The 24516-nt window shown below is 70.4% G+C and carries 21 protein-coding genes and 2 pseudogenes; 16 read left to right on the top strand and 7 right to left on the bottom strand.

Annotated elements, in window-relative coordinates:
• The first annotated feature begins 114 nt into the window (after nt 1-114).
• The 6 genes from MXD59_RS24465 (at nt 115) to MXD59_RS24440 (ending at nt 6745) form a co-directional block, all read left to right on the top strand.
• Complete coding sequence (locus MXD59_RS24465) at nt 115-1146, top strand: C-terminal binding protein (RefSeq protein ID WP_248826935.1); 1032 nt, start codon at nt 115-117, stop codon at nt 1144-1146.
• Nucleotides 1143-2150 carry a phosphotransferase family protein gene (locus MXD59_RS24460; RefSeq protein WP_248826934.1) on the top strand — a complete coding sequence of 336 codons (1008 nt, stop codon included), beginning with the start codon at nt 1143-1145 and terminating at the stop codon, nt 2148-2150. Before MXD59_RS24465 ends, MXD59_RS24460 begins: the two co-directional genes overlap by 4 nt.
• A complete protein-coding gene (gene eno, locus MXD59_RS24455) occupies nt 2147-3475 on the top strand; it encodes a phosphopyruvate hydratase (RefSeq protein WP_248826933.1) in 1329 nt (442 codons plus the stop codon). The genes MXD59_RS24460 and eno overlap by 4 nt, the downstream gene beginning before the upstream one ends.
• On the top strand, nt 3472-4446 hold the full coding sequence (locus MXD59_RS24450; protein ID WP_248826932.1) for a fumarylacetoacetate hydrolase family protein: 975 nt from the start codon (nt 3472-3474) through the stop codon (nt 4444-4446). The genes eno and MXD59_RS24450 overlap by 4 nt, the downstream gene beginning before the upstream one ends.
• A 208-nt stretch (nt 4447-4654) precedes the next feature.
• Nucleotides 4655-5584 (top strand): VOC family protein, encoded by a 930-nt coding sequence (locus MXD59_RS24445; RefSeq protein WP_248826931.1) that lies wholly within the window; start codon nt 4655-4657, stop codon nt 5582-5584.
• A gap of 30 nt (nt 5585-5614) precedes the next feature.
• Nucleotides 5615-6745 (top strand): FAD-dependent monooxygenase, encoded by a 1131-nt coding sequence (locus MXD59_RS24440; RefSeq protein ID WP_248826930.1) that lies wholly within the window; start codon nt 5615-5617, stop codon nt 6743-6745.
• 96 nt (nt 6746-6841) lie between these two features.
• On the opposite strand, the gene MXD59_RS26760 is transcribed toward MXD59_RS24440, so the two are convergent.
• Together MXD59_RS26760 and MXD59_RS24435 are read right to left on the bottom strand one after the other, a co-directional pair.
• On the bottom strand, nt 6842-6970 hold the full coding sequence (locus tag MXD59_RS26760; protein WP_283097443.1) for a hypothetical protein: 129 nt from the start codon (nt 6968-6970) through the stop codon (nt 6842-6844).
• 24 nt (nt 6971-6994) lie between these two features.
• Nucleotides 6995-7933: a VOC family protein gene (locus MXD59_RS24435; RefSeq protein ID WP_248826929.1), complete on the bottom strand. Its 939-nt coding sequence runs from the start codon at nt 7931-7933 to the stop codon at nt 6995-6997.
• Nucleotides 7934-8057: 124 nt separating this feature from the next.
• Here MXD59_RS24435 and MXD59_RS27125 point away from each other — a divergent pair, with 124 nt between their 5' ends.
• The 3 genes from MXD59_RS27125 (at nt 8058) to MXD59_RS24420 (ending at nt 11899) form a co-directional block, all read left to right on the top strand.
• Nucleotides 8058-9539, top strand: coding sequence for a fumarylacetoacetate hydrolase family protein (locus MXD59_RS27125; protein ID WP_248826928.1), 1482 nt, complete (start codon nt 8058-8060; stop codon nt 9537-9539).
• Between the two features lie 219 nt (nt 9540-9758).
• Nucleotides 9759-10925 carry an alpha/beta hydrolase family protein gene (locus MXD59_RS24425; protein WP_248826927.1) on the top strand — a complete coding sequence of 389 codons (1167 nt, stop codon included), beginning with the start codon at nt 9759-9761 and terminating at the stop codon, nt 10923-10925.
• Nucleotides 10922-11899, top strand: a complete 978-nt coding sequence (locus MXD59_RS24420; protein WP_248826926.1) for a cyclase family protein — start codon at nt 10922-10924, stop codon at nt 11897-11899. Before MXD59_RS24425 ends, MXD59_RS24420 begins: the two co-directional genes overlap by 4 nt.
• Nucleotides 11900-12009: 110 nt before the next feature.
• Here MXD59_RS24420 and MXD59_RS27580 read toward each other — a convergent pair whose 3' ends face one another.
• Nucleotides 12010-12342 (bottom strand): nucleotidyl transferase AbiEii/AbiGii toxin family protein, encoded by a 333-nt coding sequence (locus tag MXD59_RS27580; RefSeq protein WP_372512196.1) that lies wholly within the window; start codon nt 12340-12342, stop codon nt 12010-12012.
• Between the two features lie 178 nt (nt 12343-12520).
• Nucleotides 12521-13096: a type IV toxin-antitoxin system AbiEi family antitoxin domain-containing protein gene (locus tag MXD59_RS24415; protein ID WP_248826925.1), complete on the bottom strand. Its 576-nt coding sequence runs from the start codon at nt 13094-13096 to the stop codon at nt 12521-12523.
• A gap of 268 nt (nt 13097-13364) precedes the next feature.
• Here MXD59_RS24415 and MXD59_RS24410 point away from each other — a divergent pair, with 268 nt between their 5' ends.
• The 4 genes and pseudogenes from MXD59_RS24410 (at nt 13365) to ppk2 (ending at nt 15704) form a co-directional block, all read left to right on the top strand.
• Nucleotides 13365-13775, top strand: a complete 411-nt coding sequence (locus MXD59_RS24410; protein ID WP_248826924.1) for a restriction system modified-DNA reader domain-containing protein — start codon at nt 13365-13367, stop codon at nt 13773-13775.
• Between the two features lie 61 nt (nt 13776-13836).
• On the top strand, nt 13837-14193 hold the full coding sequence (locus MXD59_RS24405; RefSeq protein ID WP_248826923.1) for a helix-turn-helix transcriptional regulator: 357 nt from the start codon (nt 13837-13839) through the stop codon (nt 14191-14193).
• A gap of 63 nt (nt 14194-14256) precedes the next feature.
• Nucleotides 14257-14679 (top strand): annotated as a pseudogene (locus MXD59_RS24400) (IS6 family transposase); the annotation flags it as partial.
• 191 nt (nt 14680-14870) lie between these two features.
• Nucleotides 14871-15704 (top strand): polyphosphate kinase 2, encoded by an 834-nt coding sequence (gene ppk2 / locus MXD59_RS24395; protein WP_248826922.1) that lies wholly within the window; start codon nt 14871-14873, stop codon nt 15702-15704.
• A 146-nt stretch (nt 15705-15850) separates the two neighbouring features.
• On the opposite strand, the gene MXD59_RS24390 is transcribed toward ppk2, so the two are convergent.
• From MXD59_RS24390 to MXD59_RS27120, 3 genes and pseudogenes are all read right to left on the bottom strand, one after another.
• Nucleotides 15851-16387 (bottom strand): DUF2399 domain-containing protein, encoded by a 537-nt coding sequence (locus tag MXD59_RS24390; RefSeq protein WP_248826936.1) that lies wholly within the window; start codon nt 16385-16387, stop codon nt 15851-15853.
• Nucleotides 16388-16474: 87 nt separating this feature from the next.
• Nucleotides 16475-17037 (bottom strand): annotated as a pseudogene (locus tag MXD59_RS24385) (TIGR02679 domain-containing protein); the annotation flags it as partial.
• Between the two features lie 197 nt (nt 17038-17234).
• Nucleotides 17235-19316, bottom strand: a complete 2082-nt coding sequence (locus MXD59_RS27120; RefSeq protein WP_248826921.1) for an SbcC/MukB-like Walker B domain-containing protein — start codon at nt 19314-19316, stop codon at nt 17235-17237.
• A gap of 208 nt (nt 19317-19524) precedes the next feature.
• Here MXD59_RS27120 and MXD59_RS27575 point away from each other — a divergent pair, with 208 nt between their 5' ends.
• From MXD59_RS27575 to fxsT, 3 genes are all read left to right on the top strand, one after another.
• Nucleotides 19525-20004 carry a winged helix-turn-helix domain-containing protein gene (locus MXD59_RS27575; RefSeq protein ID WP_372512195.1) on the top strand — a complete coding sequence of 160 codons (480 nt, stop codon included), beginning with the start codon at nt 19525-19527 and terminating at the stop codon, nt 20002-20004.
• A 111-nt stretch (nt 20005-20115) separates the two neighbouring features.
• Complete coding sequence (locus MXD59_RS24370; RefSeq protein WP_248826919.1) at nt 20116-20973, top strand: integrase core domain-containing protein; 858 nt, start codon at nt 20116-20118, stop codon at nt 20971-20973.
• A 283-nt stretch (nt 20974-21256) separates the two neighbouring features.
• Nucleotides 21257-24439, top strand: coding sequence for an FxSxx-COOH system tetratricopeptide repeat protein (gene fxsT, locus MXD59_RS24365; protein WP_248826918.1), 3183 nt, complete (start codon nt 21257-21259; stop codon nt 24437-24439).
• The last annotated feature ends 77 nt before the right edge of the window (nt 24440-24516 follow it).

The raw sequence follows: 24516 nt of genomic DNA, 5'->3' as shown, positions 1-24516 counted from the left end.
AATCCTCCCAGCTCAGGAGCACTTTCCTATTCCCGGCACCCCAACAGACGATCACCCCGGTGAAAGCCCGAGGCTAGCATCGAACGGGTTCAGCGACCGCGAGGAGCCGATGCGATGAACCGCCTCCACAGCAAACGGGACGACCCAGGGATCACCCGCCCGAGGGTGTTGGCGACAGACATCGCCTGGCCCACGGCGGACGTGGAGCGTGCGGTGCTGGCCGAGGCCGGGGCCACGCTCGTGGTGGCCCCGACCGGCGACCGGGCCGAGCTGGCCGCCCTCGCCGCCGACGTCGACGCCATCCTCACCTGCTTCGCGCAGGTCCCCGCCGAGGTCCTGGACGCGGCGCCGCGCTGCCGCACCGTCGCGCGCTACGGCGTCGGTGTGGACAACATCGACGTCGAGCACGCCACCCGGCTCGGCATGGTCGTCAGCAATGTCCCCACCTACTGCACCGACGAGGTCGCCGACTCGGCGCTGCTGGGCATCCTCGCCCTGGCCCGCAGGCTGGTCCCGTTCACCCGGGACGTCGCGGCGGGCGGCTGGGGCCGTTCGGTGCCCGGCACGTCGGTCCGGCTGCGCGGCCGGGTGCTCGGTCTCGTCGGGCTGGGCGCGATCGGCAGCGCGCTCGTACCGCGCGCGCGGGCCGTCGGTCTCGACGTCGTCGCGTTCAGCCGCTCGGGCGGCGTCGACCCAGGGATTCACCGCGCGGCCTCGTTGGAGGAGCTGCTCCGCGAGGCCGACATCGTCTCCCTGCACGTGCCCCTCACCGACGGGACCCGTCACCTCATCGGGACCAGGCAGCTGGCCGCGATGAAGCCGATGGCGTGGCTGGTGAACACCGCCCGCGGCGGCCTCGTCGACACGGCCGCGCTGCTCGCCGCGCTCGACGCCGGAGTGATCGCGGGCGCCGCGCTGGACGTGACCGAACCCGAGCCGCTGCCGGCCGACCATCCGCTGCGCGGCCGCGCCGACGTCGTCCTGACCCCACACGTCGCCTTCTCCTCGGACGGGTCGCTCGCCGAGCTGGCGCGCAAGGCCGCCGGCAACGTCGTCGACGTGCTGCGGGGCCGGGTTCCACAGAGCGTCGTCAACCCGGACGTGCTGACCAGCGCCGCCCTGCGCTCGCCGCTGGCGGCCCGGTGACCGCGGCCCCCGTCCTGGACACCGGCGCGCTGGCCCGCCACCTGGTCAGCCGGGGGCTCGCCGCGTCCCCGCTCGACGTCGAGGTCCGCGAGCTGGCCGGCGGGGTGTCCAACGACGTCGTCGCGGTCCGGGCGCCCGGGCTCGACGCGGTCGTCAAGCGGGCGCTGGGCCGGCTGCGCGTCGCCGAGGAGTGGCTCGCCGACCCGGCCCGCATCGACACGGAGGGCCGGGCGCTGCGGCTGGCGGGCCGGCTCGTGCCCGGGGCGGTCCCCGCGGTGCTCGACCTGGCCGACGGCTACCTGGTCATCGAACGGGCCCCGGACCCGTGGCGCACCTGGAAGCAGGACCTGCTCGCCGGCACGGCGCAGGTCACCGTGGCCGACCAGCTCGGCCGGGCGCTGGGCCGCTGGCAGACCGCCACCGCCCGCGCGGCCGACGTCGCGGCCGGGTTCGAGGACGTGACGGCCTTCGACCAGCTCCGGGTCGACCCGTTCCACCGCACCGTCGCGAGACGGCACCCTGACCTGGCCGGCCCGATCCACCAGACGATCGAAAGCATGGCAGCGGACCGCCGATGCCTCGTCCACGGCGACTACACCCCGAAGAACGTGCTGGTCGGCCCTGCGGCGACCGGCCTGTGGGTCATCGACTGGGAGGTCGCCCACTTCGGCGATCCGACCTTTGATCCCGCCTGGACGGTCGGCCATCTGCTGCTGAAATCCATCCACCGGCCGGCGTCGGCATCGGCCTACGCCGCGGCGGCACGGGCCTTCCTCGCCGGGCTCGACGCTGAGCGGCTCAACGGCGTGGCGCACGGAGGCGTGCCGCTCGACGCGGCCCAGCTCATCCGGCAGACCGGCTGCCTGCTGCTCGCCCGCGTCGACGGCAAAAGCCCCGCGGAGTACCTCACCGCGGCCGGCCGGGCCCGCACCCGAGCGCTCGGTCGCGGCATGCTCGTCGACCCACCCGCCACGCTGACCGACACCTGGGAGCGGCTCACATGAGCGACACCACGATCACCGGACTGTTCGCCTGGGAGGCGCTCGACTCCCGCGGCCGGCCCACAGTCGGCTGCGAGGTCCGCCTCGACGGCGGGGCGACCGGGTCGGCGACGGTGCCGTCCGGGGCCTCGACCGGCCGGCACGAGGCCCGCGAGCTGCGCGACGGCGGCCCACGGTACGGCGGTCAGGGGGTCCGCCGCGCGGTCGCCCACGTCGCTGGGGAGATCAACGACGCCATCCGCGGCCTCGACAGCACCGACCAGGCCACGCTCGACGAGCGGCTGCGCGCCCTCGACGGCACCGCGGACCTGCACCGGCTCGGGGCCAACGCCGTGCTGTCCGTGTCGGTCGCCGCGGCGCTGGCCGGCGCGCGGCAACGCGGAGTACCGCTGTTCGAGGCGGTCGCCGACGGCTCCGGCGCCCCGTTGCTGCCGCTGCCCATGGTCAACATCATCTCCGGTGGCGCGCACTCGGGCCGCTCGATCGACGTCCAGGACTTCCTCGCGGTCCCGCTGGGAGCGGCCTCGTTCGCCGAGGCGATCGAATGGGCGGCCCGGGTCCGCGCCGGCGCCGCCGAGGAGCTGGCCGCCCGGGGCCTGCCGGTGGCCCTGGTCGCCGACGAGGGCGGGCTCGGCCCGCTCCTACCGACCAACCGCTCGGCGCTGGACATCCTCGTCGCCGGGACGGAGCGCGCCGGGCTGCGGCCCGGCGCGGACGTCGGGATCGCCATCGACATCGCCGCCACCCAGTTCGTGCGTGCGGACGGGCGCTATGTGCTCGCCGCGGAGTCCCGCGAGCTGACCGCCGGCGAGCTGGTCGACGAGCTGGTCGACTGGTGCGCCAGCTATCCGATCCTCTCCCTGGAGGACCCGCTCGCCGAGGACGACTGGGCCGGCTGGCAGACAGTCACCGAGCGCCTCGCGGGCCGCCAGCTGCTCGGCGACGACCTGTTCGTCACCAGCCCTGACCGGCTGGCACGCGGCCTCGACGAGCAGGTCGCCAACGCGGTCCTCGTCAAGCCCAACCAGACCGGCACGCTGACCACGGCCCGTGCCGTCGTCCGCCAGGCGCACGCCGCCGGGTACGCCACGGTCCTGTCGGCCCGGTCCGGCGAGACCGAGGACGACTGGCTGGCGGACCTCGCCGTCGGCTGGCGCACCGGCCAGATCAAGGTCGGCTCGACCATGCGCTCGGAGCGCACCGCGAAGTGGAATCGGCTGCTGCGCCTCGAGTCCGAGCTGGGCGACCGCGCCGAGTACGCCGGCCAGGCCGCACTCTCCGGCACCGCGCCCCGCCATCCGCGGCCTGAGCTCAGGAGCACGCCATGACACAGCCCATCGACGGCTACGCGCTCGGCCGGTTCGACGACGGCACCGGCCCGTTCACCGGGCTCGCGCTCGGCGACCGGGTCCTTCGGCTGCCGGATGACGGCCTGGTGAAGGGGGCCCCCACCTACCTGGCCCTGCTCGAGGAATGGGCGACGGTGTCGGTGGCCCTGCCCCGGCTGGCCAGCGAGGCCGGCCCTGGCGACGGTCTGCCCCTGTCGGCGCTGCGGGTGCTGGCGCCGGTGGAGCCTCGGCAGATCATCCAGGCGGGCGCGAACTACCGGTCCCACGTGGCGCAGATGATCGTGTCCGGCAAGGCGTCCGACGACACCCGGTCCGACGACGAGTTGCGCCAGGCCGCCGAGCGGGAGATGGAAGAGAAGGTCCGCCACGGCCTCCCGTTCCTGTTCGCCGGCCTGCCCAGCGCCCTGACCGGCCCGGACGACGACGTCGTCCTGCCGCCGGAGGCCGCGCAGGTCGACTGGGAGGCGGAGCTGGCCGTCGTCATCGGCACCCGCGCGCACCGGGTGTCGAGGGACCGGGCGATGGACCACATCGCCGGCTACACGGTGTGCAACGACGTGAGCGCTCGGGACCTCCAGTTCCCGCCCGAGAACAAGGTCTTCGGCGGTGACTGGCTGCGGGCCAAGAACCGCCCGACGTTCCTGCCCACCGGCCCCTTCCTGGTCCCGGCCGACCAGGTCCCCGACCACCGGCAGCTGCGGATCACCTTCGACCTCAACGGCGAGCGCCTGCAGGACGACCTCCCGGCCAGCATGCTGTTCGACGTTCCCAACCTGATCGCCGCCGCCTCCGTGTCCAACACGCTGCTGCCCGGCGACCTGCTGCTCACGGGCAGCCCGGCCGGCAACGGTGGCCACTGGCGGCGCTGGCTGCGGCCAGGCGACGTCATGGTGGCGGCCATCGCGGGCCTGGGCGCGCAGCGTAACCGCTGTGTCGCCGAGATCGTCTGACCGAACCGGAACGCGACGGGGGGCGCCAGATCGTGTCGTGCGCGTCCACCGCCGTCGGCGCCACCCTGTACTCGACCTGTGCGGGGCGGCCCTCGGGTCAATCATGCGTCCGGTGGATCAGAGAAATAGCAACGACGTACTTCCGCTGACCACATTCCCTTTCTAGCGTCAGCGGCATCACTGGCACACATCACACCGGAGGAGCCCCGTGGGCAGCCTGATTGCGAAGCTGGGTTACGTCGGCGTTCAGACACCCCAGTACGAAGAATTCCGGAGCTGGGGCCCTGACGTGCTGGGCTGCATGCTCGGGCCCGACGGCGAGGACGGCGCCGTCCGGCTCAAAATCGACGACGCCGACTATCGGCTCTCGTTTCATCCGGGCGACGACTACCGCATGCTGTTCGCCGGTTGGGAAGTGCTCAACCACCGCGATCTCGACGCCGCGGTCAGGCGTCTGGAGCAGGCGGGCGCAAAGCCCCGCCTCGCTGACAGGAACGTGGCGAGGGGGCGCGGCGTCGACCAGCTCGTGCAGTTCGAGGACCCGTTCGGCCAGCCGCTGGAGCTGTTTTCCTACCAGGAGTCGAACTACCACTACTGGTATCCGCCGCGGCCGCACGCCGGGTTCGTCACCAAGGAGCAGGGGCTCGGCCACGTCGTGTTCGCCGTACCCGACGCGCGCCAGGCCGTCGACTTCTACATCGACGCGATGGGCTTCGTCCCGAGCGAGATCCTCACCCTGAGGCCGCCCGTCGGGGAGATGTGGTTCCTGCGGGTCAACCCCCGGCATCACAGCGTCGCGTTCCTCGAGGTGCCGAACTCGGTCGGGCTGCACCACGTCTACCTGGAGTCGGCCGACATCGACGACGTCGGCTATTCGTACTTCGAGGTGCTCGGCGGGGACGCGAACCCCGACCTGCAGATGGCCCTCGGCCGGCACGTCGGGGACCAGGTCATCTCGTACTACGTGCACACCCCGGGCGGATTCATGATCGAATATGGCTGGGGTGGCGTCGCGATCGACGGGGCGGAAGGGCGCTCTCCCAACAACCTGAACTTCCGCAAGGGCAAGCGCCCGGAAATGTGGGGCCACAAGTTCCGGTACCAGCCCAACGAGGCCGTGCACCCCTACCAGCCCTGAGGCCAGCAGAAACGGACAAAGGAGTCTCCCATGCCTGCTGTCAACCATGTCCTTGTCGTCGGAGGCGGCTTATCCGGCACCGCGGCGGCGATCCTGCTCGCCGAGGCGGGCGTCGCCGTGGACCTGGCCGAGATCAACCCCGCGGTCAGTGCCCTCGGTTCCGGTATCACGCTGCAGGGCAACGCGCTGCGGGTGCTGCGCCAGGTTGGCGTCCTCGACGAGTGCGCGGCCGTCGGATACCCGTTCTCGAAGCTCGTGGTGCGGATTCCCGACCAGCGGGCGACCGTCGTGGCCGAGGTCAAAGACCTGGCATTCGGCGGCCCTGACGTGCCGCCGTCCATGGGCATGTACCGCCCGGACCTCGCCCGGATCCTGGCGAACCGCGCCGAGAGGGCTGGCGTCAGGATTCGGTTCTCGACCACCCCCGAGGCGCTCACCCCGGACGAGTCAGGGGTCGACGTCCGGTTCTCAGGAGGCTCGTCGGAGCGCTTCGACCTCGTCATCGGCGCCGACGGGATCCGCTCGTCGACGCGCCGGATGCTCGGGATTCCCCTGGAGACCAGGCGCCTCGGGATGGGCGTCTGGCGGATGGTCGGACCGCGCCCAGCCGACCTCGTCTCGTCCCAGGTCACCTTCGGCGGCCCGTGCTATATCGCCGGCGTGACACCCACCTCGGAGACGAGCGCGTACTGGTTCCTGGTGGAAGCGGCGCGGGACCGGACCGCCCAGACGCCGCCCGAGCAGCTGGCGGACTTCCTCGAGTCGTCCCGGGCCTACCACGGCCCGTGGGACGAGGTGCGCGACTCCTTCACCGACCCGCGGCACCTCAACTACACCGGCTTCGACGCCCACCTGCTGGACCCGCCCTGGAACCGCGGGCGCGTGGTCCTCATCGGTGACGCGGTACACGTCTGCCCGCCGACGATCGCGCAGGGCGCCGCCGTCGGCCTGGAGGACGCCGCGGTACTGGCCGGGCTCCTCACGGCCTCGGCCACGGTCGACGACCAGCTGTGGACGGCGTTCACCGCCCGGCGGTTCGAACGGGTGCGGATGGTTGTCGAGGCCTCGGTGCAGATGGCCCAGTGGAACCTCGACCACGTCCAAGGCGACGTACCCGGTCTCACCCGCACGATCGCCAACCTCGTCAGTCAACCTGCCTGACGCCCCAGCCCGCCGCGGCCGGGCCGCCCCGCAGCGGACCGGCCGCGGCGCCCCTTCTACCGCGGGGCTTCCGCGTGCGGGGTGTCCGCCAGACCGTCACCGGCACCGGCACCGGCACCGGCACCGGCACCGGTCCAGGACGCCGAGCTGGCGCAGCACCCGCAGCGCGTCGCCCTGCAGCGTGATGCCGGCGCCGACGACCAGAACGCTGCCCAAGGCGGGCATCGGTGGACTCCTTCGTCCGGGGGATCAGACGGGCGGCGCGACGAACAGGCCGCGGTCGACGTCGTTGAAGCTCTCCTTGGCCAGCTGGTCGTCGAACGGGTTCGCCGTGCCCCACTGGTCCTGGACCGCGAGCTGGGAGACGTCGTGCAGACTCGGGTGCCAGGTGTCCTCGTCGAGCAGTTCCAGCTCGGTGGTGTACTCGACCATGTTGCCGTGCGGGTCGATGAAGTAGCTGAAGGTGTTGTCGCCGGCCAGGTGCCGGCCCGGCCCCCAGATCATCCGGGTTCCGGCGCGCAGCAGCCGGCCGGTCCCGCGCAGGTACTCGTCCACGCCGCGCAGCTCGAAGGAGACGTGGTGCAGCGAGACGTGCGGGCCCTTGGCTACGGCCAGGCTGTGGTGCTGCCGATTGCAGCGCAGGAACCGCATCAGCTCACCGGCGTAGGGGTGGACCAGCGTGTCGGACAGCGCGAAGCCGAGGTGCTGTTCGTAGAACTCCTGGGTGCGCGCGATGTCCGGCGAGTTGACGACCACGTGCGAGAGCCGGACCGGGATCGACTCACGCTCCTCGATCGCGCGGTGCTGGCGGGTGGCGACGTCGGCGGAGACCTCGATGGTCCGGCCGTCGACGTCGAAGAAACGAAAACCGTAGCCACCGCCGGCGGTCCGCAACGCACCGGGCTCGTTCACCAGCCGCACGCCAGCGCTACCGAGCTGTTCGGCCAGCGTGTCGACATCGGCGGGCGTCGCCGCTCCGTAGGCGATGAGGTCGAGACGCTTGTCCGGGTCTCTCCGTAGCCGCACGATGTACTGCTCCGGCGATCCCTCGGCGGCCAGGAAGACAATGCCGTCGTCCTCGGCGACCGGGGTGAGGCCCCAGAGCGCGGTGTAGAAATCGCGCTGTTTGTCGTAGTCGGGCACCGCCAGGTCGACGTGCCGCAGGTGAGTGATCAGTCGATCGGTCATGACTGTTTCCGTTCGCGTCGAGCGGGTCCCCGGGCCAGCATTGGCCCGCGGCGGCGCCCGGCGGAAACTCTCGTTCTGAATACCGGCGATCCGCGCCGTTGATGTCTGTCGCCGAGCGGGCCCGGTGGCGCGGCCGACCCGGTACCCGGCACCCGCCGCGGCGGGCTCAGCGGGCGACCCCGCCCGGCAGGTAGCGCGTCGCGGTCTCGCCCAGGTCCCGCACGAAGACCTCGTCGTCGACGGCGTCCTGTGGCCACCGCCGTTGAGGGCGTTCGGGCTGCTCGGGGTCGACACCGACGATCTCGGCGCACCCACGGACTCGCAGTTCCGCAACATCCGGGGGAAGGTCCGGGGGCACGTCAAGCAGGACGTGCTGGTCGGGGCCGACGGCATCGACTCACTCGTCCGCCGCACGCTGTGGGGCGACGTACCCAAGCGCGAGCACAGGCTGCACGTCTTCGGGCGCCGCCACATAAGGATCCTGAATACGTGGTATCCCCAGAACCTGCTTCCCCTGGATGGCAGCGGGGACAAGAGTCGTGGGCATGACCTGGCCATCGCCGCCGCTCGTGGGTGCCGCAGGGGAGTGTCTTCGATGAGGCTCGCCACCTTCACCACGACCGCCGACGCGGACGCGAGGGCCGGCGCCGGCGCGGGCCAGCCCCGCACGGGCGTCGTCTCGGGCGAGCGGGTTCACCCGTTCCCGCCGGGGCTGATCATGCGCGACCTCGTCGAGCGCGGTCTGGACGAGGTACGGCGGCTCGCGGATGAGGCGCTCGCCGCCGACGGCCACCCGCTGGCCGACGTCCGGCTGCTGGCCCCGCTGGCCCCCGCGTCCGTCCGCGACTTCGTCGCCTTCGAGGAGCACGTGCAGGGCATCCGCCAGGCCGTGACCGGCACCGCGGGCGTGCCCGATGCCTGGTACGACGGGCCCACCTTCTACTTCACGAACCCGCACGCGATCCTCGGGCCCGACGAGACGGTGCCCTTCCCGGCCGCCTGCGCGGCGCGTGATCTGGAGCTGGAGGTCGCCGTCGTCGTCACCGGGGCGGGCCGCTCGCTGAGCGTCGAGCAGGCCCGCGAGCACGTGTTCGGCTACACGATCATGAACGACTGGTCGGCACGCGACCTGCAGGCCCGCGAGATGCAGGTCAGCCTGGGCCCCGCGAAGGGCAAGGACTTCGCCACGACCCTCGGCCCGTGGATCGTCACCGCGGACGAGCTGGAGCCCTTCCGCGACGAGGACGGGTTCCTGCGGCTGTGGTGCGCGGTCAGCGTCAACGGCGCCGAGATCGGCCGTGACCTGCTGTCCAACATGGGCTGGACGTTCGAGGTGATGATCGCGTACGCGTCCCGGGACAGCCGGGTCGAGGCCGGCGACGTGCTCGGCTCGGGCACCGTCGGCAACGGCGGCTGCCTGGGCGAGCTGTGGGGCCGGCGCGGGACGCAGGACCCGCCCCCGCTCGCGCCGGGCGACGTCGTCACGCTCACCGTCGAGGGCCTCGGTTCGCTCACCAACGTCGTCGGCGTCGCCGAACCAGCCCCCGAACTGCCCGCCGCGCGCCTGCGCGACCCGGCGCTGGCCCGCAAGGCGGCGTCGCCGTGACCGCGCTCGCCGGCCGCACCGTCGTCGTCACCGGCGCCGCCGCGGGAATCGGCGCCGCGGTCGCGTCCGCCGCCCAGGTCGATGGTCAGCCGGTGCACGGGCTCGTCACCTGCCGGGTCCCTCGCGGCGCCGCAGGGCCATTACCCGGTCGCGTACACGGCGAGCAAGTGGGCGGTCCGCGGCCTCAGCCACGCCGCGGCGCTCGAGAAAGAGGTCACGATGTTCGAGTACTTCCCCGGCAACTACGTCTGGAGCATGAGCGTCGTCGCGACGCTCAACAGCGGCGGCCTGATCGACGAGGTCGACCGCGCGTGCCGGCCGCTGCGCGAGCTGGCCGCGCAGGGCGCGGACGTCGGCACCCGCGAGCTGATGGCCGCGTGGGCGGCCGTCGCCGACCAGCTCGAGGCGCAGGCGGCCGAGGCCGAGAAGGCCGGCCACCGGCGCGGCGCCGGCCAGAAGTACATCCGCGCCTCGAACTACCTGAGTCAGGCCGAGCGGATGCAGAGCGCGGCGAGCCCCGACCGGCCGGCCGTCTACCAGCGCCTGATGGACCTGCTCGCCAAGGGCATCGAGCTGATCGACCCGGCGACGACCCGGGTCGAGGTGCCGTTCGAGGGGACCTCGCTGCCGGCGTACTTCACCGGCGCGGCGACACCGGGCCGGCCCCGGCCGCCCGTGATGGTCATGTGGAACGGGCTCGACTCGACCAAGGAGCACATGTACGCCTCCGGTTTCGCCGTCGAGCTCGCCGCCCGCGGCATCTCGACCCTGATGGTCGACTGCCCGGGCAGCGGCGAGGCGCTGCGGCTGCGCGGCCTGACCGCCCGGGTGACCACGGAGGACTGGGCGAAGGCCTGCGTGGACTACCTGGAGGCCCGCGACGACGTGCGCACCGACCGGATCGGCCTCGTCGGCTGGTCGCTGGGCGGCTACTACGCCCCGCGCGCCGCCGCCTTCGAGAAGCGGCTGGCCCTGTGCGTCGCCTGGGGCGCGAACCACAACTGGGGCGCGGTCCAGAAGCGCCGGCTCGAGCGCGAGGGCGAGAACCCCGTCCCGCACTACTGGGAGCACGTTCTGTGGGTCTGGGGCGAGACCGACCTGGACACGTTCATCGCGAAAGCCGAGGACGTCCACCTCGACGGCGTCGTCGAGCACATCACCGTGCCGTTCCTCATCGCCCACGGCGAGACCGACCGCCAGATCCCGGTCGCGTACGCGCATCGTTCATACGAGCAGGCCGTGAACAGCCCGAAGCGCGAGCTGCGGATCTTCGCTCCCGCGGAGGGCGCGAGCGAGCACATCGGCCTCGACCACCTTCCCCACGTCGGCAGCTTCATCGCCGACTGGATCGAGGAGACCCTCGCCGAGCTGGACGGCGGGCGATGAATCCCGGCGACCTCGACCGGGCCGACCCGGCGGCAGCCATCGCCGCGGCGGCCACGCGGGTCTCCAACTGGGGCCGGTGGGGCGCGGACGACGTCCGGGGGACCATGAACTTCCTCGACGCGGACAAGCGCCGCGCGGCGGCGGCCCTCGTGCGGACCGGCGAGTCGTACTCGCTCGCGCAGCGCTTCGACATGGACGGCCCGCAGAAGGGCTGGCGGCGGCGCACCAACCCGGTTCACACCATGCTCGACACCGGGGTGGACGCCGTCCACGGCGACCAGGGCTTCCCGCACGGCATCGGCGGCGCCGACGACGTCATCGCGATGCCGCTGCAGTGCTCCACCCAGTGGGACGGCCTCGGCCACATCTTCGACCACGGCGTGGCGTGGAACGGGCGGCCCGCGGACAAGGTCGTCACCAGCCTAGGCGACCTCGTCACCGGCATCGAGACCGTCGCCGACGTCATAGCCGGCCGCGGGGTGCTGCTCGACGTCGGCCGCGCGATCGGTGCCGACGGCGAGCTGCCCGACGGGTTCGCGATCACCACCGAGCACCTGGAGCGGACCATCGAGCGCCAGGGCGCCTCGGCCGCCGTCGGCCGCGGCGACCTGCTGCTGGCGCGTACCGGCCAGCTCACCCGGGCGCGGCGGGACGGCTGGGGTGACTACGCCGGCGGCCCGGCGCCCGGTCTGTCCTTCACGACCGTCGACTGGCTGCACGGCACGCAGATCGCGGCCATCGCCACGGACACCTGGGGCTTCGAGGTCCGGCCGAACGAGTTCGACCACGCCTTCCAGCCCCTGCACCAGGTCGCGATCCCGCACATCGGCCTGTTTCTCGGCGAGATGTGGGACCTCGACGCGCTCGGGGCCGCCTGCGCCGCCGACGGCGTCTACGAGTTCTTCCTGGTCGCCGGCCCGCTGCCGGTCACCGGCGCGGTCGGCTCGCCGGTGAACCCGATCGCGGTGCGCTAGGAGCCCCCGGGCGCCCCGCAACGACGCGGGGCGACCGGGTCAGCGCGCCGGCCAGCCGGTGTAGCCCTCGGCGAGGTAGGCCGAGCCGGCGCGTGAGAACACGAGGCTGGTCAGGCAGGTCCGCGCCGGCCGCCGAGCAGGAGCGGCAGGGCGACAGTGACGGGGCTGGGCCAGATCGGGTCGCCGAAGTTGACGTCCAGGTGGAACGGGACGGTAGCGGTCGCCAGGCGCGCGGTGATGGAAACGCGGACGCCTGCGTACTTGTTCTCGTCGCGGATGTCACGTCCGATGATCGTGGTGAGGTCGTAGGTAAGGCCGTCGTCGTGGGGCTGCGCGGCGATGGCGCGGGCTACCGTTACGATCTCTTCGACGTCGTTGGACAGCCTGGTGGCCTGCAGGTCGATGTCGCGAGTGGGTCGGCGGGTGGCGTAGGCGGCGAGCAGGGCGCCGCCCTTGAGGACGAGGTCCTGCGCGTAGCCGGATGCGCCGAGCCGGGCGAGGAAACCTTCCAGCGCGTACAGGGCAAGGTACTCGGCGGTGTCTCGGCCCGCGCGGCGGGCGGCGTTCTGCAGATCCAGGTAGGCGCGACCGTCGGCGGTGGCGCGGGTGGGGCGCTCGGGGTCATACGAGGATCTCCAGGGTCCGACGCAGCCGGCGCAGCGTGGCGGGGAAGTATGCCGCGACGGTCAGCAGGCCGGCGGGGTGGTTGCCCGGCTGGCGGAGCCAGCGTTTGAGGGCCTCGACCGCGGTTTCCTCGCCTTCCAGGTAGCTGAGGCGAAAGACATCGACGATCGTCCGCTCCGGTGAGTAGACCGCCGCGTCGACCCCGCCGACCGGCAGCGCGACCCGGCCGACCTCGAAGGTCTCCAGGGCGAAGTGGTGCCAGGTCACGTGGGGGAAGCCGGCTGGCGGCCGGGCTCCGCGGGGCAACGCGATGTCGTGGGAGGTGGAGATGTCGTCACTGAGCCCGTGCCTGGCCAGCGCGCTGGCCAGGCAGAGCGTGGCGCGCGGCTGGCGGGTGGCCGCTCCCGCGAGCGGGGCCAGCGCGGGATCGACCATTCCTGGCTTCGCATAGACACCACGGCCGACACGGCCGATCACACCGGCCGCGTGCAGGCGGCTGAGGGTCATCCTGGGCAGGCCCGCGGCAACGGCCTGATCCAGACGAAACACCGCAGGCAGGGCCTCAAAACCCACGACATCTCCTAAGCGTTGACAGCACCATAGTAGCTGTACACGGTTAGTCCCACATCCCAGCCTGCACCGAGTGCACCCTCCGGGAGCCCGAGCGGATGGAACCGTGCGGACCTGCAGCGCGACCGACTGGCCGGCTTGGCCGCGGACCCGAGGCTCGACCACGACACTTCCCCATCGCCGACTGGATCGTCGCCAGCTTCAGCCCCTTGACTCCAGACTCAGAGTCTTGCAGACTTGGAGTCAATTAACCCTCTGGATGGGAGTCGACGTGACCCCACGGATCGAGATCGACGACGAAGTCTTCCAGCGCCTACAGGATCAGGCTGCGGCCTTCGTCGATACCCCCAACGATGTTCTGCGCCGCGTCCTGGGGCTCTCCGCGCCCACGGAGACCAATGAGCCGGTCGCCGCACGTCAGCCCGGCAACCTCGCGAAGCTCGTGAACGCGGGACTCGTGAAACCCGGCGACCGCCTGACACATGTCCGCAAGCGAAGCGGCACGACCTACCACGCGATCGTGACCACGGACGGCTGGACGCAGCTACCCGACGGCCGATCATTCCGCGGGCCCTCACCCGCCCTCAAGGAGTGTGTGGGCTCACAGATCGACGGCAACAGAAACTGGACGCATGACGCGAGCGGCAAGACGCTCCGCCAGTTGCTGGATCTGACCGCCTAACTGTTTGGACGGATGCCGGACCTCGGGTGAAGCCGGCGAGATTCCGCTGTTCACAGGGGCCATGGCGCCGCCTCACCCACATACGGATCGCCGGGAAGGAGGACAAGGGACTCGTGTCCGGCACGCAGGTCGGAGCAGCCATCCGGGATCTCTGCAGTCCTTGAATTCCGGAACCTGCGATCACACTCGCACAAGCAAAGCGCAATCTTTCCCGATAGGAAAAAATATCGTGTGCCTGAACGGGCAAGAACCCCTTTGGACTGTCCATGACCTGGCGCGCAATCTCGTCGTACCGGTAAATACGATCTACAAATGGAGAACCGCCGGCTATGGGCCACGCGCCCTCAAGATCGGCAAGTATGTCCGCTACCGAGAGGCCGACGTCAGGGCATGGCTTGCCACCCTCGACCGGAGGTAGAGGGACACAGTTGCATCGGCGATGTCCGCCGTCACCGAGCTGACGATCAATCATGATCGGTGGATGCGTCGACGTCGTGTCTTCCCACCGGTCCCAACACCGGAGTTCGCCGGGTTCCGGTTCCCGCCCGAGGCGATCGTGCCTGCGGTGCGGTGGCATCTGCGTTCACGCTGTCATGCTGGGACGTCGAGGAACTGCTCGCCGAAGGGCCTCGAGGTCGATCATGTCACGATCTACCAGTGGGTGCAGCGCTTCGCACTCCTGACCGCCGACGCGGTCCGACCCTGCCGACGCCGTTCTGGCGACAGGTGGTTTGCCAAGGAGACGTAGGTGTAGATCGCCAGCCACTGGACCTACCTGCACCGCGCTGTTGACCAGCACGGACAGATCATCGACATCCTTGCCAGCGCACGCCGCGACCAGACCACCGTCCGCAGGCTCTTCGTCCGGGCGCTTTCTCACAACCGTCCACTGGCGTACACTACGTTTCCCGAGCTGCCGACCTGAATGGACGACCGCAGCACCAGCACGCTCACGCCGCAAGGGAGAAGGCGCCTCGGTGGCGCGGGTAAGGCGGGTACGACACCCGCCTGGTCGGGGTGGGGGGATGAGAAGGCCCGATGGAATAATGGTGGCCCTCATGGACCAGACCTTTCGGTTCCCTTCCTTGGACAGGTATGAGCGGACAAGTCAGACGCCGGACCGGCACCCGTGACGCCGCACCGCGGCTGAAACGTGAGCTCTACGAGAAGGAACTCCTCCGGCTCCAGGCTGAGCTGGTGGCCATGCAGGAGTGGATTCGCGAGACTGGCGGACGCCTGGTCGTGATATTCGAGGGTAGAGACGCCGCCGGGAAGGGCAGCGCCATCAAACGTGTCACCGAATATCTGAACCCGCGGGTCGCCCGGATCGTCGCCCTCCCGGTGCCAACGGAGCGGGAAAAAACTCAGTGGTACTTCCAGCGCTATATCGAGCAACTGCCCGCCGCCGGCGAGATCGTCCTGATGGACCGGTCGTGGTACAACCGCGCCGGCGTCGAGCGGGTCATGGGGTTCTGCACGCCAGCCGAGCACCGACGTTTCCTCGCACAGTGCCCGGTGTTCGAGCGGCTCCTCATCGACGATGGCATCATGCTGCGCAAGTACTGGTTCTCGGTCAGCGACGCCGAGCAGGACGACCGCTTCCGCGACCGGCTGGATGACCCGATGCGCCGCTGGAAGCTCTCACCGATGGACCTGGAGTCCATCCGCCGCTGGGAGGACTACTCCCGTGCCAAGGACGACATGTTCGTCCACACCGACACAACGGAATCGCCCTGGTTCGAGGTCGAGGCGGACGACAAGCGCCGAGCCCGCATAAACATGATCAGCCACCTGCTGTCGACCGTTCCGTACCAGGAGGTCGAGCGACCCCCGCTTGTCATTCCGGACCGGCCAAACGTCCAAAATTATGCCAGGCCACCCCGAGACCTCTACCGGTGGGTGCCCGACCGCAGCCGCGACCTGGAGTAATCTGCGTGGCCGCACAGGCGGCGCGCGAGAGTGTAGTGGGGGGTGTCGTAGCGTCGCCAGGCACTCGCCTCCGGCTCGGCTGGGGGCTCGGAGGCCGGGCGCGAGCTGGTTGGCCGCTCGCCGGCTCGCTCGCGGGGCGGGGCCGATCATCCGGTGGCTGTGGATGGATCCTTGACCTGAAGATCTTTAAGTAGCTCGGCGAGTACGGCTTCTTCGTGGACGACGATCCCGGCCCGGGTCATGGTGGCGGCCAGGTCGGGGGCCCAAGGGGTTGGTCCGGGGCGGCCGGTCAGGTCCAGGCGCCCGTCGGCGGGCAGGCTGGCGACCGCCGACGTGTAGTCCGCGGCCGCGAGGCGCCACGGCCGCGCGCCTCGGGCGATCACACGGGCGGCGATGGCCATGCCCGGCCAGTCGAAATCGCCGTGGTAGCGGACCTCGGCCCGGTCGGCGACCAGCTGATCGAGCAGCGCCCAGCCGGCAGCCGCCGGATTGCCCGCGAAGCAGAGCAGCGGCATCGGGCTCCCGGCCCGGGCGGCGGCCTGCAGAACCTGGGGATTCTCGCAGGCGTGCAGCACCCGGCCGGGCTCCGCGAGCGCGATGCCGGTGCCAGCGTCGGTGCCGACGGATCGGAGTTCCTGCACGGTCAGGTGCGTGACCAGACCCAGGTCGGCTCGCTCCCGCATCGTCGCGGCCCAGCGGGACGAGCCGGGTGGGCGCAGTGCCCAGGTGATCACCGTGCCGGAGACCTGGTCGGTCAGCACGCCGAGCATCGCCCACAGCGACCGCCGCTGCGCCGACGTCACCGGAACGTCGACGCCCAGCGCGGCTGCCGCCGCCCGCAGAACGAGCAGCCCGGCTGCCCGGCCCTCGTCCAGCCCGTGCGATCCCCAGTGCATCGCCCGGCGAGCTCGGCCAGCTCCCAGGTGGGCGTTCCGCAGAGGTCGAGCAGCACCGGGCGGAGCAGCCGCAGCGCGGCGGTGGCGTCCTGGAGGGCTGACATCGCCGCAGTTGGTCCGATCCGGGTGAGCGTGCCGGCCCGGCGCAGGCCGTCGATCCACGGAGTCACCCACGGCGCGTCGGCCAGGCCGGCCTCGGCCAAGCGGGTGTCGAGGGTCGCCCAGACCGCCGTCCAGTCGGCCTGCGCGGCCTCGCGGCGGGCCCGGCGATCGGTCAGCGGGGAGCCGGTGAGCTGGGCGACGACGGACAGCAGACCCGCCGAGGCGGCCGAGCGGCGCAGGGCCTCATCAAGATCCGCCAGCCGGACGGGGACCGTCCCGGCCGACAGCGGACGGCCGAGCAGACCACCGAGTCGATCCGCCCCGGCCGCATCCATGGTCACCCGGATCGTGCCGGCGGCCGTCAGCCGATTGCGTTCCAGGCGGTGCCGAGCCGCCGTCCACAGGTCGGCGAGGCCCGGATGGGCAAGGTAGGTCAGGACCGGTTCGGTCAGCATGGCGGTCTGGTCAGCATGGTGATTGGGTCAGCATGTCGGGACAGTCTCCCAGGTCGGGCAGCTGGCCGCCGCGGGTCTCAGCCGATGGGGGCGAGGTGGCGGCTGTGGCCGTCCCAGTGGGTGCGGGTGGTGACGGCGGCGGTGCCCTCCCGGTGGCGGACCTCGTAGCAGTCCAGTGCCGGGACCTGCGGGTAGAACCCCCACAGGGCGTGGCCGGTCATCACGAAATCGAGGTCGAGGCGGACCAGTAGGCCCATCAGCTCGCCGATCGTCCGGTCGTCGACCTTGGCGAACGCGTCATCCAGGGTGATCAGCCGCAGGGCGCGGCCGGTGTCGGGCAGGCTGGAAAGGTAGGCGTCGGCCGCGGCGAACAGGGTGACGTAGGAGACGAACCGGGTCTCGCCCTGGCTGAGTTTGGCCCGTCGGCTGATCCGGCGTTCCTGGCCGGGCGCGGGGCCGGTGATGAGGACGTCGATCTGGTGCCACCGCCGGTAGTCCAGCGCCTGGCGCAGATGGGTGGCGTAGCCGGCGGTCGGGTCGGCGGCGAAATACGCGTCGACCTCGGCTTTCAGCAGGTCGGTCAGTTCGGCGGTACGGGCGGCCGACCGGACCTCGGCCGCGGTGGACACCAACTCGTGGATGCGGGCGATGGAGCTGCGATTCCCGCTGACCGGCGCGACCGCCGCGTTCGACTGCCCGCCGGTGAGCGTCCAGCGCAACCGGACGGAGATGCCGTGCGAGGTGCTGATCGAGCCCAGGCTGGTGTTCATCGCGGCGATCAGCTCGGTGGCCTGGGACAGTCGCCGGCGCAGCTCCTCCCCCACCCCACCGATGACGAAGTCGGTGAAGACGGTGCGTTCCCGTTCGGACAGCGCAGCCTGGCCGGCGTCACGCTGCCGGCGCAGTTCGACCGCCGCATCGGCCAGCGGCCGGCGGCCGGTGGTGTCGGCCAGTTCGACGAGGCGCACCCTGTCCATCACCGACGCGTGGACGTCGAACGAGCCGCCGAGTTCCCGTTCCAGGGTCTGCTGGGCGCGGATCACCGCGTTCTCGTCCGTCGACTTCGGCCGGGACGCCAGCATGGCCAGCACCGCCCGCGCCCGCGCCTCGACCTCGGCGACCTCGACCGGTTCGGTCGCCTCCGGCGTCTCCTCGGACCCGGTTGCCGGGCTCGACCCGTCCGCCGCGGTGGATGCGGTGGGCGCGGCGGATCCGGCGGATGTGGTGGATCCAGCGGATGTGGTGAAGGCAATCGCGGCGTCGAGGTCTGCCGATGCCCCGCCGGCTGCGGAGAGAAAACCGGGGAGGGCCAGCCGGGCGGCAAGGCGGCGGTCGGCGGCGGCCATCGCGTCGCGGGCCGCATCGAGCTGGTCGCGGGCCGCCCGCTCGGCCAGGTCGGCCGTCGTGACCTCGGCCGCCAGCCGGACCGCGGCGGTCTGGGCTTCGGTGAGCTGCTCTGTGCAGTGCCCAAGCTCCCGCTCGGTCCGGGCCAGTTCCGCCTCGGCGGCCGCCGCGGCGGCGCCGACGTGTTCCTCCAGCGCAGCCAGCCGCGCCGATCCGCCGTTCCACCGGGCCCAGTCCTGCTCGGCGGTGCTCTCGGCCGACCGCCGGGCATCCTGTTCGGTGGCGAACCGGTCCAGGGCCTCGACATGCTCACGGATGGCGGTGGCAAGCGCGGCCAGCCGGCCTTGGGCGTCCCGCTCGCGGCGGATGGCCTCCCGGGCGGCGTCGCGCACGGTCTCCAGGCCGGCGATGTCGCTCGGCAGGCCGAACTGGGTGCACAGCGCGCGGTGCTCGTCGGCGTGCCGGACCCACGCGTCCCGCCTGCCGGCGGCGGCCCGGCGCAGGTCGCGGGCCTTCGCCGCTGCTTTGGCCGCCCGGCGCCGCGCATCCGCGGCGAGAACGCGTGAGGTGACCAGCGCCCCCGACCGGGGCGCCGCGCGGACGATGGCTTCCAGCAGGCGGCCGGCTTCGGTCAGGTCCGCGCGCCGGGCCGAGTGCTCGGCCGCGGCCCGGTCCAGGGCGGCCAGTTCGGCGGCAATCGCGGCCAGCCGGGCGGCTCGGTGCGTCGCCCGGGCCGCCGCGCCGATGTAACGAGCGGCGGTGACGGGGGCCGCGCCGCGCAGCGGGCCGTTCGCCCAGGCGCCGTCGGTCGACACCCACACCGGATGCGCCCGATCGCCGAGCCCGACCCTGTGGGGTGCCGGAAGCCGGCCTGGGCCTGCGACCTGGGCTGATGCGACAGTGCGGGGCCATCGGCATGATGGTCGGCTATGTCCGTACGATTACTGATCTTTAATGTTTCGGGTCGGGTTGGTCCGGTGGTGATCGCCACGGTGATCGTTGGGGGTTGGGTAGTGGGTTGGTATGAGGTATGCGACGGGTGGCGGGTTGACCGCCCAGGATCAGGTTCGTCGGGAATGGGTGCGGCGGGAGGCTGCGTGTCTGTTCGAGAAGGGTGCGTTGAATCGGGAGGTTGCCGCGGGTTTGCGGGTGAGCGAGCGGTCGGTGGAGTGTCGGCGGTGGAGGGCTGGTGGGGTGGCGGCGTTGCGGTCGCGGGGGCCCACCTCGCGTTGCCGGTTGGAGGAAGAGCAGGTGCGGGCGTTGGAAGCCGCGCTGGATCGGGGGCCGGCGGCGCAAGGCTGGGTGGATGAGCGGTGGACGTTGGCCCGGATCCGGGAGCTGATCATCGGAATGTTCGGGGTGGAGTACACGGTGGCGGGGGTGTGGTTGCTGTTGGACCGGCGGGGCTGGTCGTGTCAGGTGCCGGTGCGCCGTGCGGTCGAACGCGACGAGGGGGCTGTGGTGGTGTGGCGAAAAGAGGTGTGGGGGCGGGCAAGAAAATAGCGGCGGTCACCGGGGGTTGGGTGGTGTTCGAGGATGAGGCGGGGCAGACGTTGCGGCCGCCTCGGGTGACCAGTTGGGGTCGGCGGGGACGGTCGCCTGTGGTGCGGGTGCGTGGGAGTGGGTCGGGGCGGGTGTCGATCGCGGGGCTGGCCTGTTACCGGTCTGGGCAGGAAATGGACTCATTCGCGCCGGACAGGACGGCCACCGATCAACCCGGAGATCGCCACGCTGATCGAGCGGCTCGCGACCGAGAACACGACATGGGGCTACCAGCGAATCCAGGGCGAACTCCTCAAGCTCGGTCACCGGGTCAGCGCGTCCACGATCCGCCGGATCTGGAAGGCATTCGGGTTGCCCCCAGCACCGAAACGGCAGACCGACACCACCTGGCGGCAGTTCCTGCGCACCCAGGCATCGACGATGCTGGCGGTCGATTTCTTCCACGTGGACTGCGCCGTGGCGCTGCGGCGTCTGTACTGCTTCTTCGTCCTGGAGGTCGGCTCCCGCTCAGTCCACGTCCTCGGGGTCACCGCCCACCCAGACGGCCTGTGGACCACCCAACAGATCCGGAACCTTCTCATGGACCTCGGCGACCGGGCGGCCGACTTCCAGTTCCTGATCCGTGACCGGGCCGGACAGTTCACCGTCTCCTTCGACACGGTCCTCGCCGACGCCGGCATCACCAACACCACGATCCCACCCCGAACACCCCGCGCGAACGCCTACGCGGAACGGTTCGTCCGCACCGTCCGGGCCGAGGTCACCGACCGCATACTGATCGTCAGTGAACGGCACCTGCGCACCGTCCTGGCCGAGTACGCACGGCACTACAACGGACGACGACCCCACCGCGGCTGTGGCCTTCAACCGCCACGGCCCGACCACCCCATCGCCGACCTGACCCAGGAACGGATCAAACGCCGACCCGTCCTCGGCGGCCTGATCAACGAATACGAACGAGCCGCCTAGAACCGCCTAAAACCCCAGGTCAACACCAGTGGCCGAGTTCCGGCACCCCACAGTGGTCAGAGCCGCCGACGGCGGTGTCGAGATAGCGCACAGGAGCGATCCCTTGCCCAGAACGGCCGAGATCACCTACCGTAGACGTCCGCTCCCGCGCTCCTGCGATCGCCCATCACCCAAACAGAGGATGAGGCAGCCGGGTGTTCGGGAAGCAGGGACGCCTCGGCTGGCACCCTGGGCCTCGACGTAGGAGCTCCCTGGTGCCGCCCGTGGTAGATAATGACGGACTATGTTGGGGGATCGTGACAGCACTCCGGGGTGGGACTTCTTCATCTCGTACACTGCCTCGGACCAGAAGTGGGCCGAGTGGACTGCGTGGCAGTTGGAATCCGTCGGCTATCAGGTGCTCATTCAGGCCTGGGACTTCGTGCCCGGATCTGACTGGCGGCTCAAAATGGAGCATGGCATCAAGCATGCTACTCGTACCATCGCCGTGCTTTCCCGGGGGTACCTAACTTCAGTCTACGGTGGGGAGGAGTGGCGTGCCGCGCGGGCTGCCGACCCGGAAGGGTTAAAGCGTAAGCTCCTACCCATCCGCATTGAGGAGTGCGAGCGCCCCGGAGTGCTCGACACTGTGGTCTCTATAGATCTTTTCGGGCTGTCTGCCCCCGACGCTTCCGTGCGGCTCCTTGATGCGGTTAGAGGGGCGATCCAGGGGCGAAGAAAACCCGTTGTCGAGCCCGAATTCCCAATTCGCCCGGGCCATCAGCAGCGTCCACCTAGTATCGCCAGTGCTGGCCTGGCCTCGCATGTGTCCGGGTCGGGACGCAAATCCGAAGCGATGGGCGACGTGGAAACCGATCGCGCGGCGAATGTCGAGATGAAGGACTTTAAGTCATTTGATGAATTTGAGGGGGATTTCGGTGATAATGTGAATGCGTCGGAAATTGCTCGGATGCGACCAATTGTGTGGGGTGGCGTTCCTCGTAGGAACAAATATTTTTCCGGCCGAGAGGATCCTCTTGCCGGGCTGTACCGGGCGCTGATCGAGGTCGACCAGGGCACCTCCGTAAATTCACCCTACGCTCTTCAGGGTATGTGTGGAGTCGGCAAGACGCAAATCGCTATCGAGTATGTTTTCCGCCATCAAGATGAGTACGAACTTATCTGGTGGGTTACTGCCGAGGAGCCCATCATGATCCGGTCGGCGCTGGCGGCTCTCGCGCTGCGGCTGGGGCTGGCCGAGGGCGGCCCGCTGCGCACCGAGGACGCCGTCGCCCTGGTCGTCGACGCGCTGCGTCGCGGTGATCCCTACCGCCGCTGGCTGCTGGTCTTCGACAACGCTGTGAGCCCCGAGCTGGTCCTCCCGTTCATCCCACACGGGCCGGGCCATGTCATCGTGACCACGCGAGACCGGAGCTGGCTCGATACAGCTCACGGAACGGAAGTCGACGTTTTTTCGCGGCAGGAGAGCTTTCGCTTCCTGCGGAAGCGGGCGCGAGGAATCGGTGAAGCGGAAATCGACAGCCTCGCCGAGACGCTCGGTCATCTACCGCTAGCCCTGGAACAGGCGAGTGCGCTCCATTTCGAAATGGGAATTACCGCCTTGGAGTACCTGCGGTTGTTCCATGGTACCTTCGGTCGGCTGCTATCGGAGGGCCAGCCGTCGGACTACCCGATGTCGGTCGCATCGATATTGAACCTGTCCATGGCCCGATTGCAGGAGCAGTCTCCGTTCGCACTGCGGCTGCTGCGCCGCTGTGCGTACTTCGGCCCGGAACCGATCTCGCTGGAGCTGCTCGACCGGGGCAGGTACATCCTCGACTCCGACTTCGGCATCGCGATGCGCGACCGGCTCGCCGTCGGCCGGGCGATTCGGGACATCGGCCGCTATGCGCTGGCCCGCATCGACGAAAGCGCTCGCACACTGCAGGTGCACCGGCTCGTCCAGATCGCGATCCGCAACGAGTTGCCCGAAGAGGACCAGGAGCGCATCCGCGGCGAGGTACATCAACTCCTGATCGCCGCCGATCCGGGGGAGCCGGACGCGCCCGCGAACTGGCCGCAGTTCAGCCAACTGCTGCCGCACATCGTGCCCTCCGAGGTCTACCGCTCCCGGCAGCCACCGGGACGCCGGCTGATCGAGGAGATCGTCCGCTACCTGTACTACACCGGTGACCTCACCTTCGGTCTCGCCGAGGCCAACCGGGCGCTGGAGTGCTGGATCGCCGACTCCGGCGAGGACGACCCGGACGTCCTCGTCATGCAGGGCATCAAGGCCAACATCCTGTGGACCCTCGGTCGCTACCAGGAGGCCTACGACCTGCGCAGGCCGACTCTCGAAGCGATTACCCGGGTGCTCGGCCCCGACCACGAGGAAACCCTCATCATCCTCAACGGCCACGGCGCGGACCTACGCGCCCGCGGTGAGTTCACCGAGGCCTGGCGGCTCGACGAGGACTCGCTGCCGCAGACCCGGCGAGTCTTCGGTGACGACGCGCAGCAGACCATGCGGGTCGCGAACAACCTCGCCGTCGACTACGGCCTGATCGGCTCCTACGCCCGCGCACTCGAAACCGACGAGCGCAACCTCGCCGAGCGCCGGGCGCTCGCCGGCAAGGACGACGACCTGTGGGTACTCATCTCGATGGGTGCGGTCGCCCGAGGGATGCGGCAGGCCGGGCGCTATCTGGAAGCTCAGCAACTGGCCGAGCAGACCTACTTGCTGTACCGGGAGCTGGTACAGCGGGGCGAGCTGCCCGCGTATCACAACTACGTCCTACAGGGCACCAAGGATCTTTCGGTTGCACGACGCAAGGCGGGTGACTTCGCCGGCGCTCTCGAGCTGGCGAGGGACGTATACGACCGCTACACCAGTGCGCCGGGTCTCGGCTCCGAGCATCCGGAGAGCCTCGCCGCGGCGATCAGCCTCGGCAATGCGCAACGCGTGGCGGCCGATCCGCTCGAGGCGACCGAGCACATCGGGAAGACGATCCCCCGATTCCGCGATGTCTTCGGCCCCGACCATCCCTACACCTACGGCTGTCTGCTGGACCTGGCGCTGGTCTACCGTCAGCTCGACCGGACCGAAGAGGCCGAGAAGCTGCTCGGCGAAGCCCTCACGGGCCTGCAGTCACGGCTCGGTCCGGATCATCACTACACGCTGACCTGCGTCGCCAACCTGGCCACGGTCCGTGCTGTGCTCGGGCATCCCGCCGAGGCCCTGGCCATGGGCCAGGAGACACTGACGGCGTTCCGGGAGCTCCTAGGCCCGGATCACCCGCATACGCTCGTCTGCGCGACCAACGTCGCTCTCGACCTGGTGACCACCGGGCAGAACGAGGAGAGCAACGCCCTCGCCGAGGAGACCATGCGCCGCTACCGGCGGGTGCTCGGCGACACGCATCCGGACGTGCACGCCAGCGCGCGCGGCGAACGCGTCGACCTCGACTTCGAGCCAGCACCTCTATAGCAGGGCAGCGGCAAAGTTGCTGGTTAGCAATTTAGGTTCATGATCGTGGTGAGTGGTCGTTCGGGTCGGCGGGCGTG

Origin of the sequence: Frankia umida (genome assembly GCF_023242945.1) — a bacterium.
Classification (GTDB): Bacteria; Actinomycetota; Actinomycetes; order Frankiales; family Frankiaceae; genus Frankia; species Frankia umida.
Note: the sequence above shows the minus strand (reverse complement) of the source record. Positions and strands in the feature narration are given on the sequence as shown.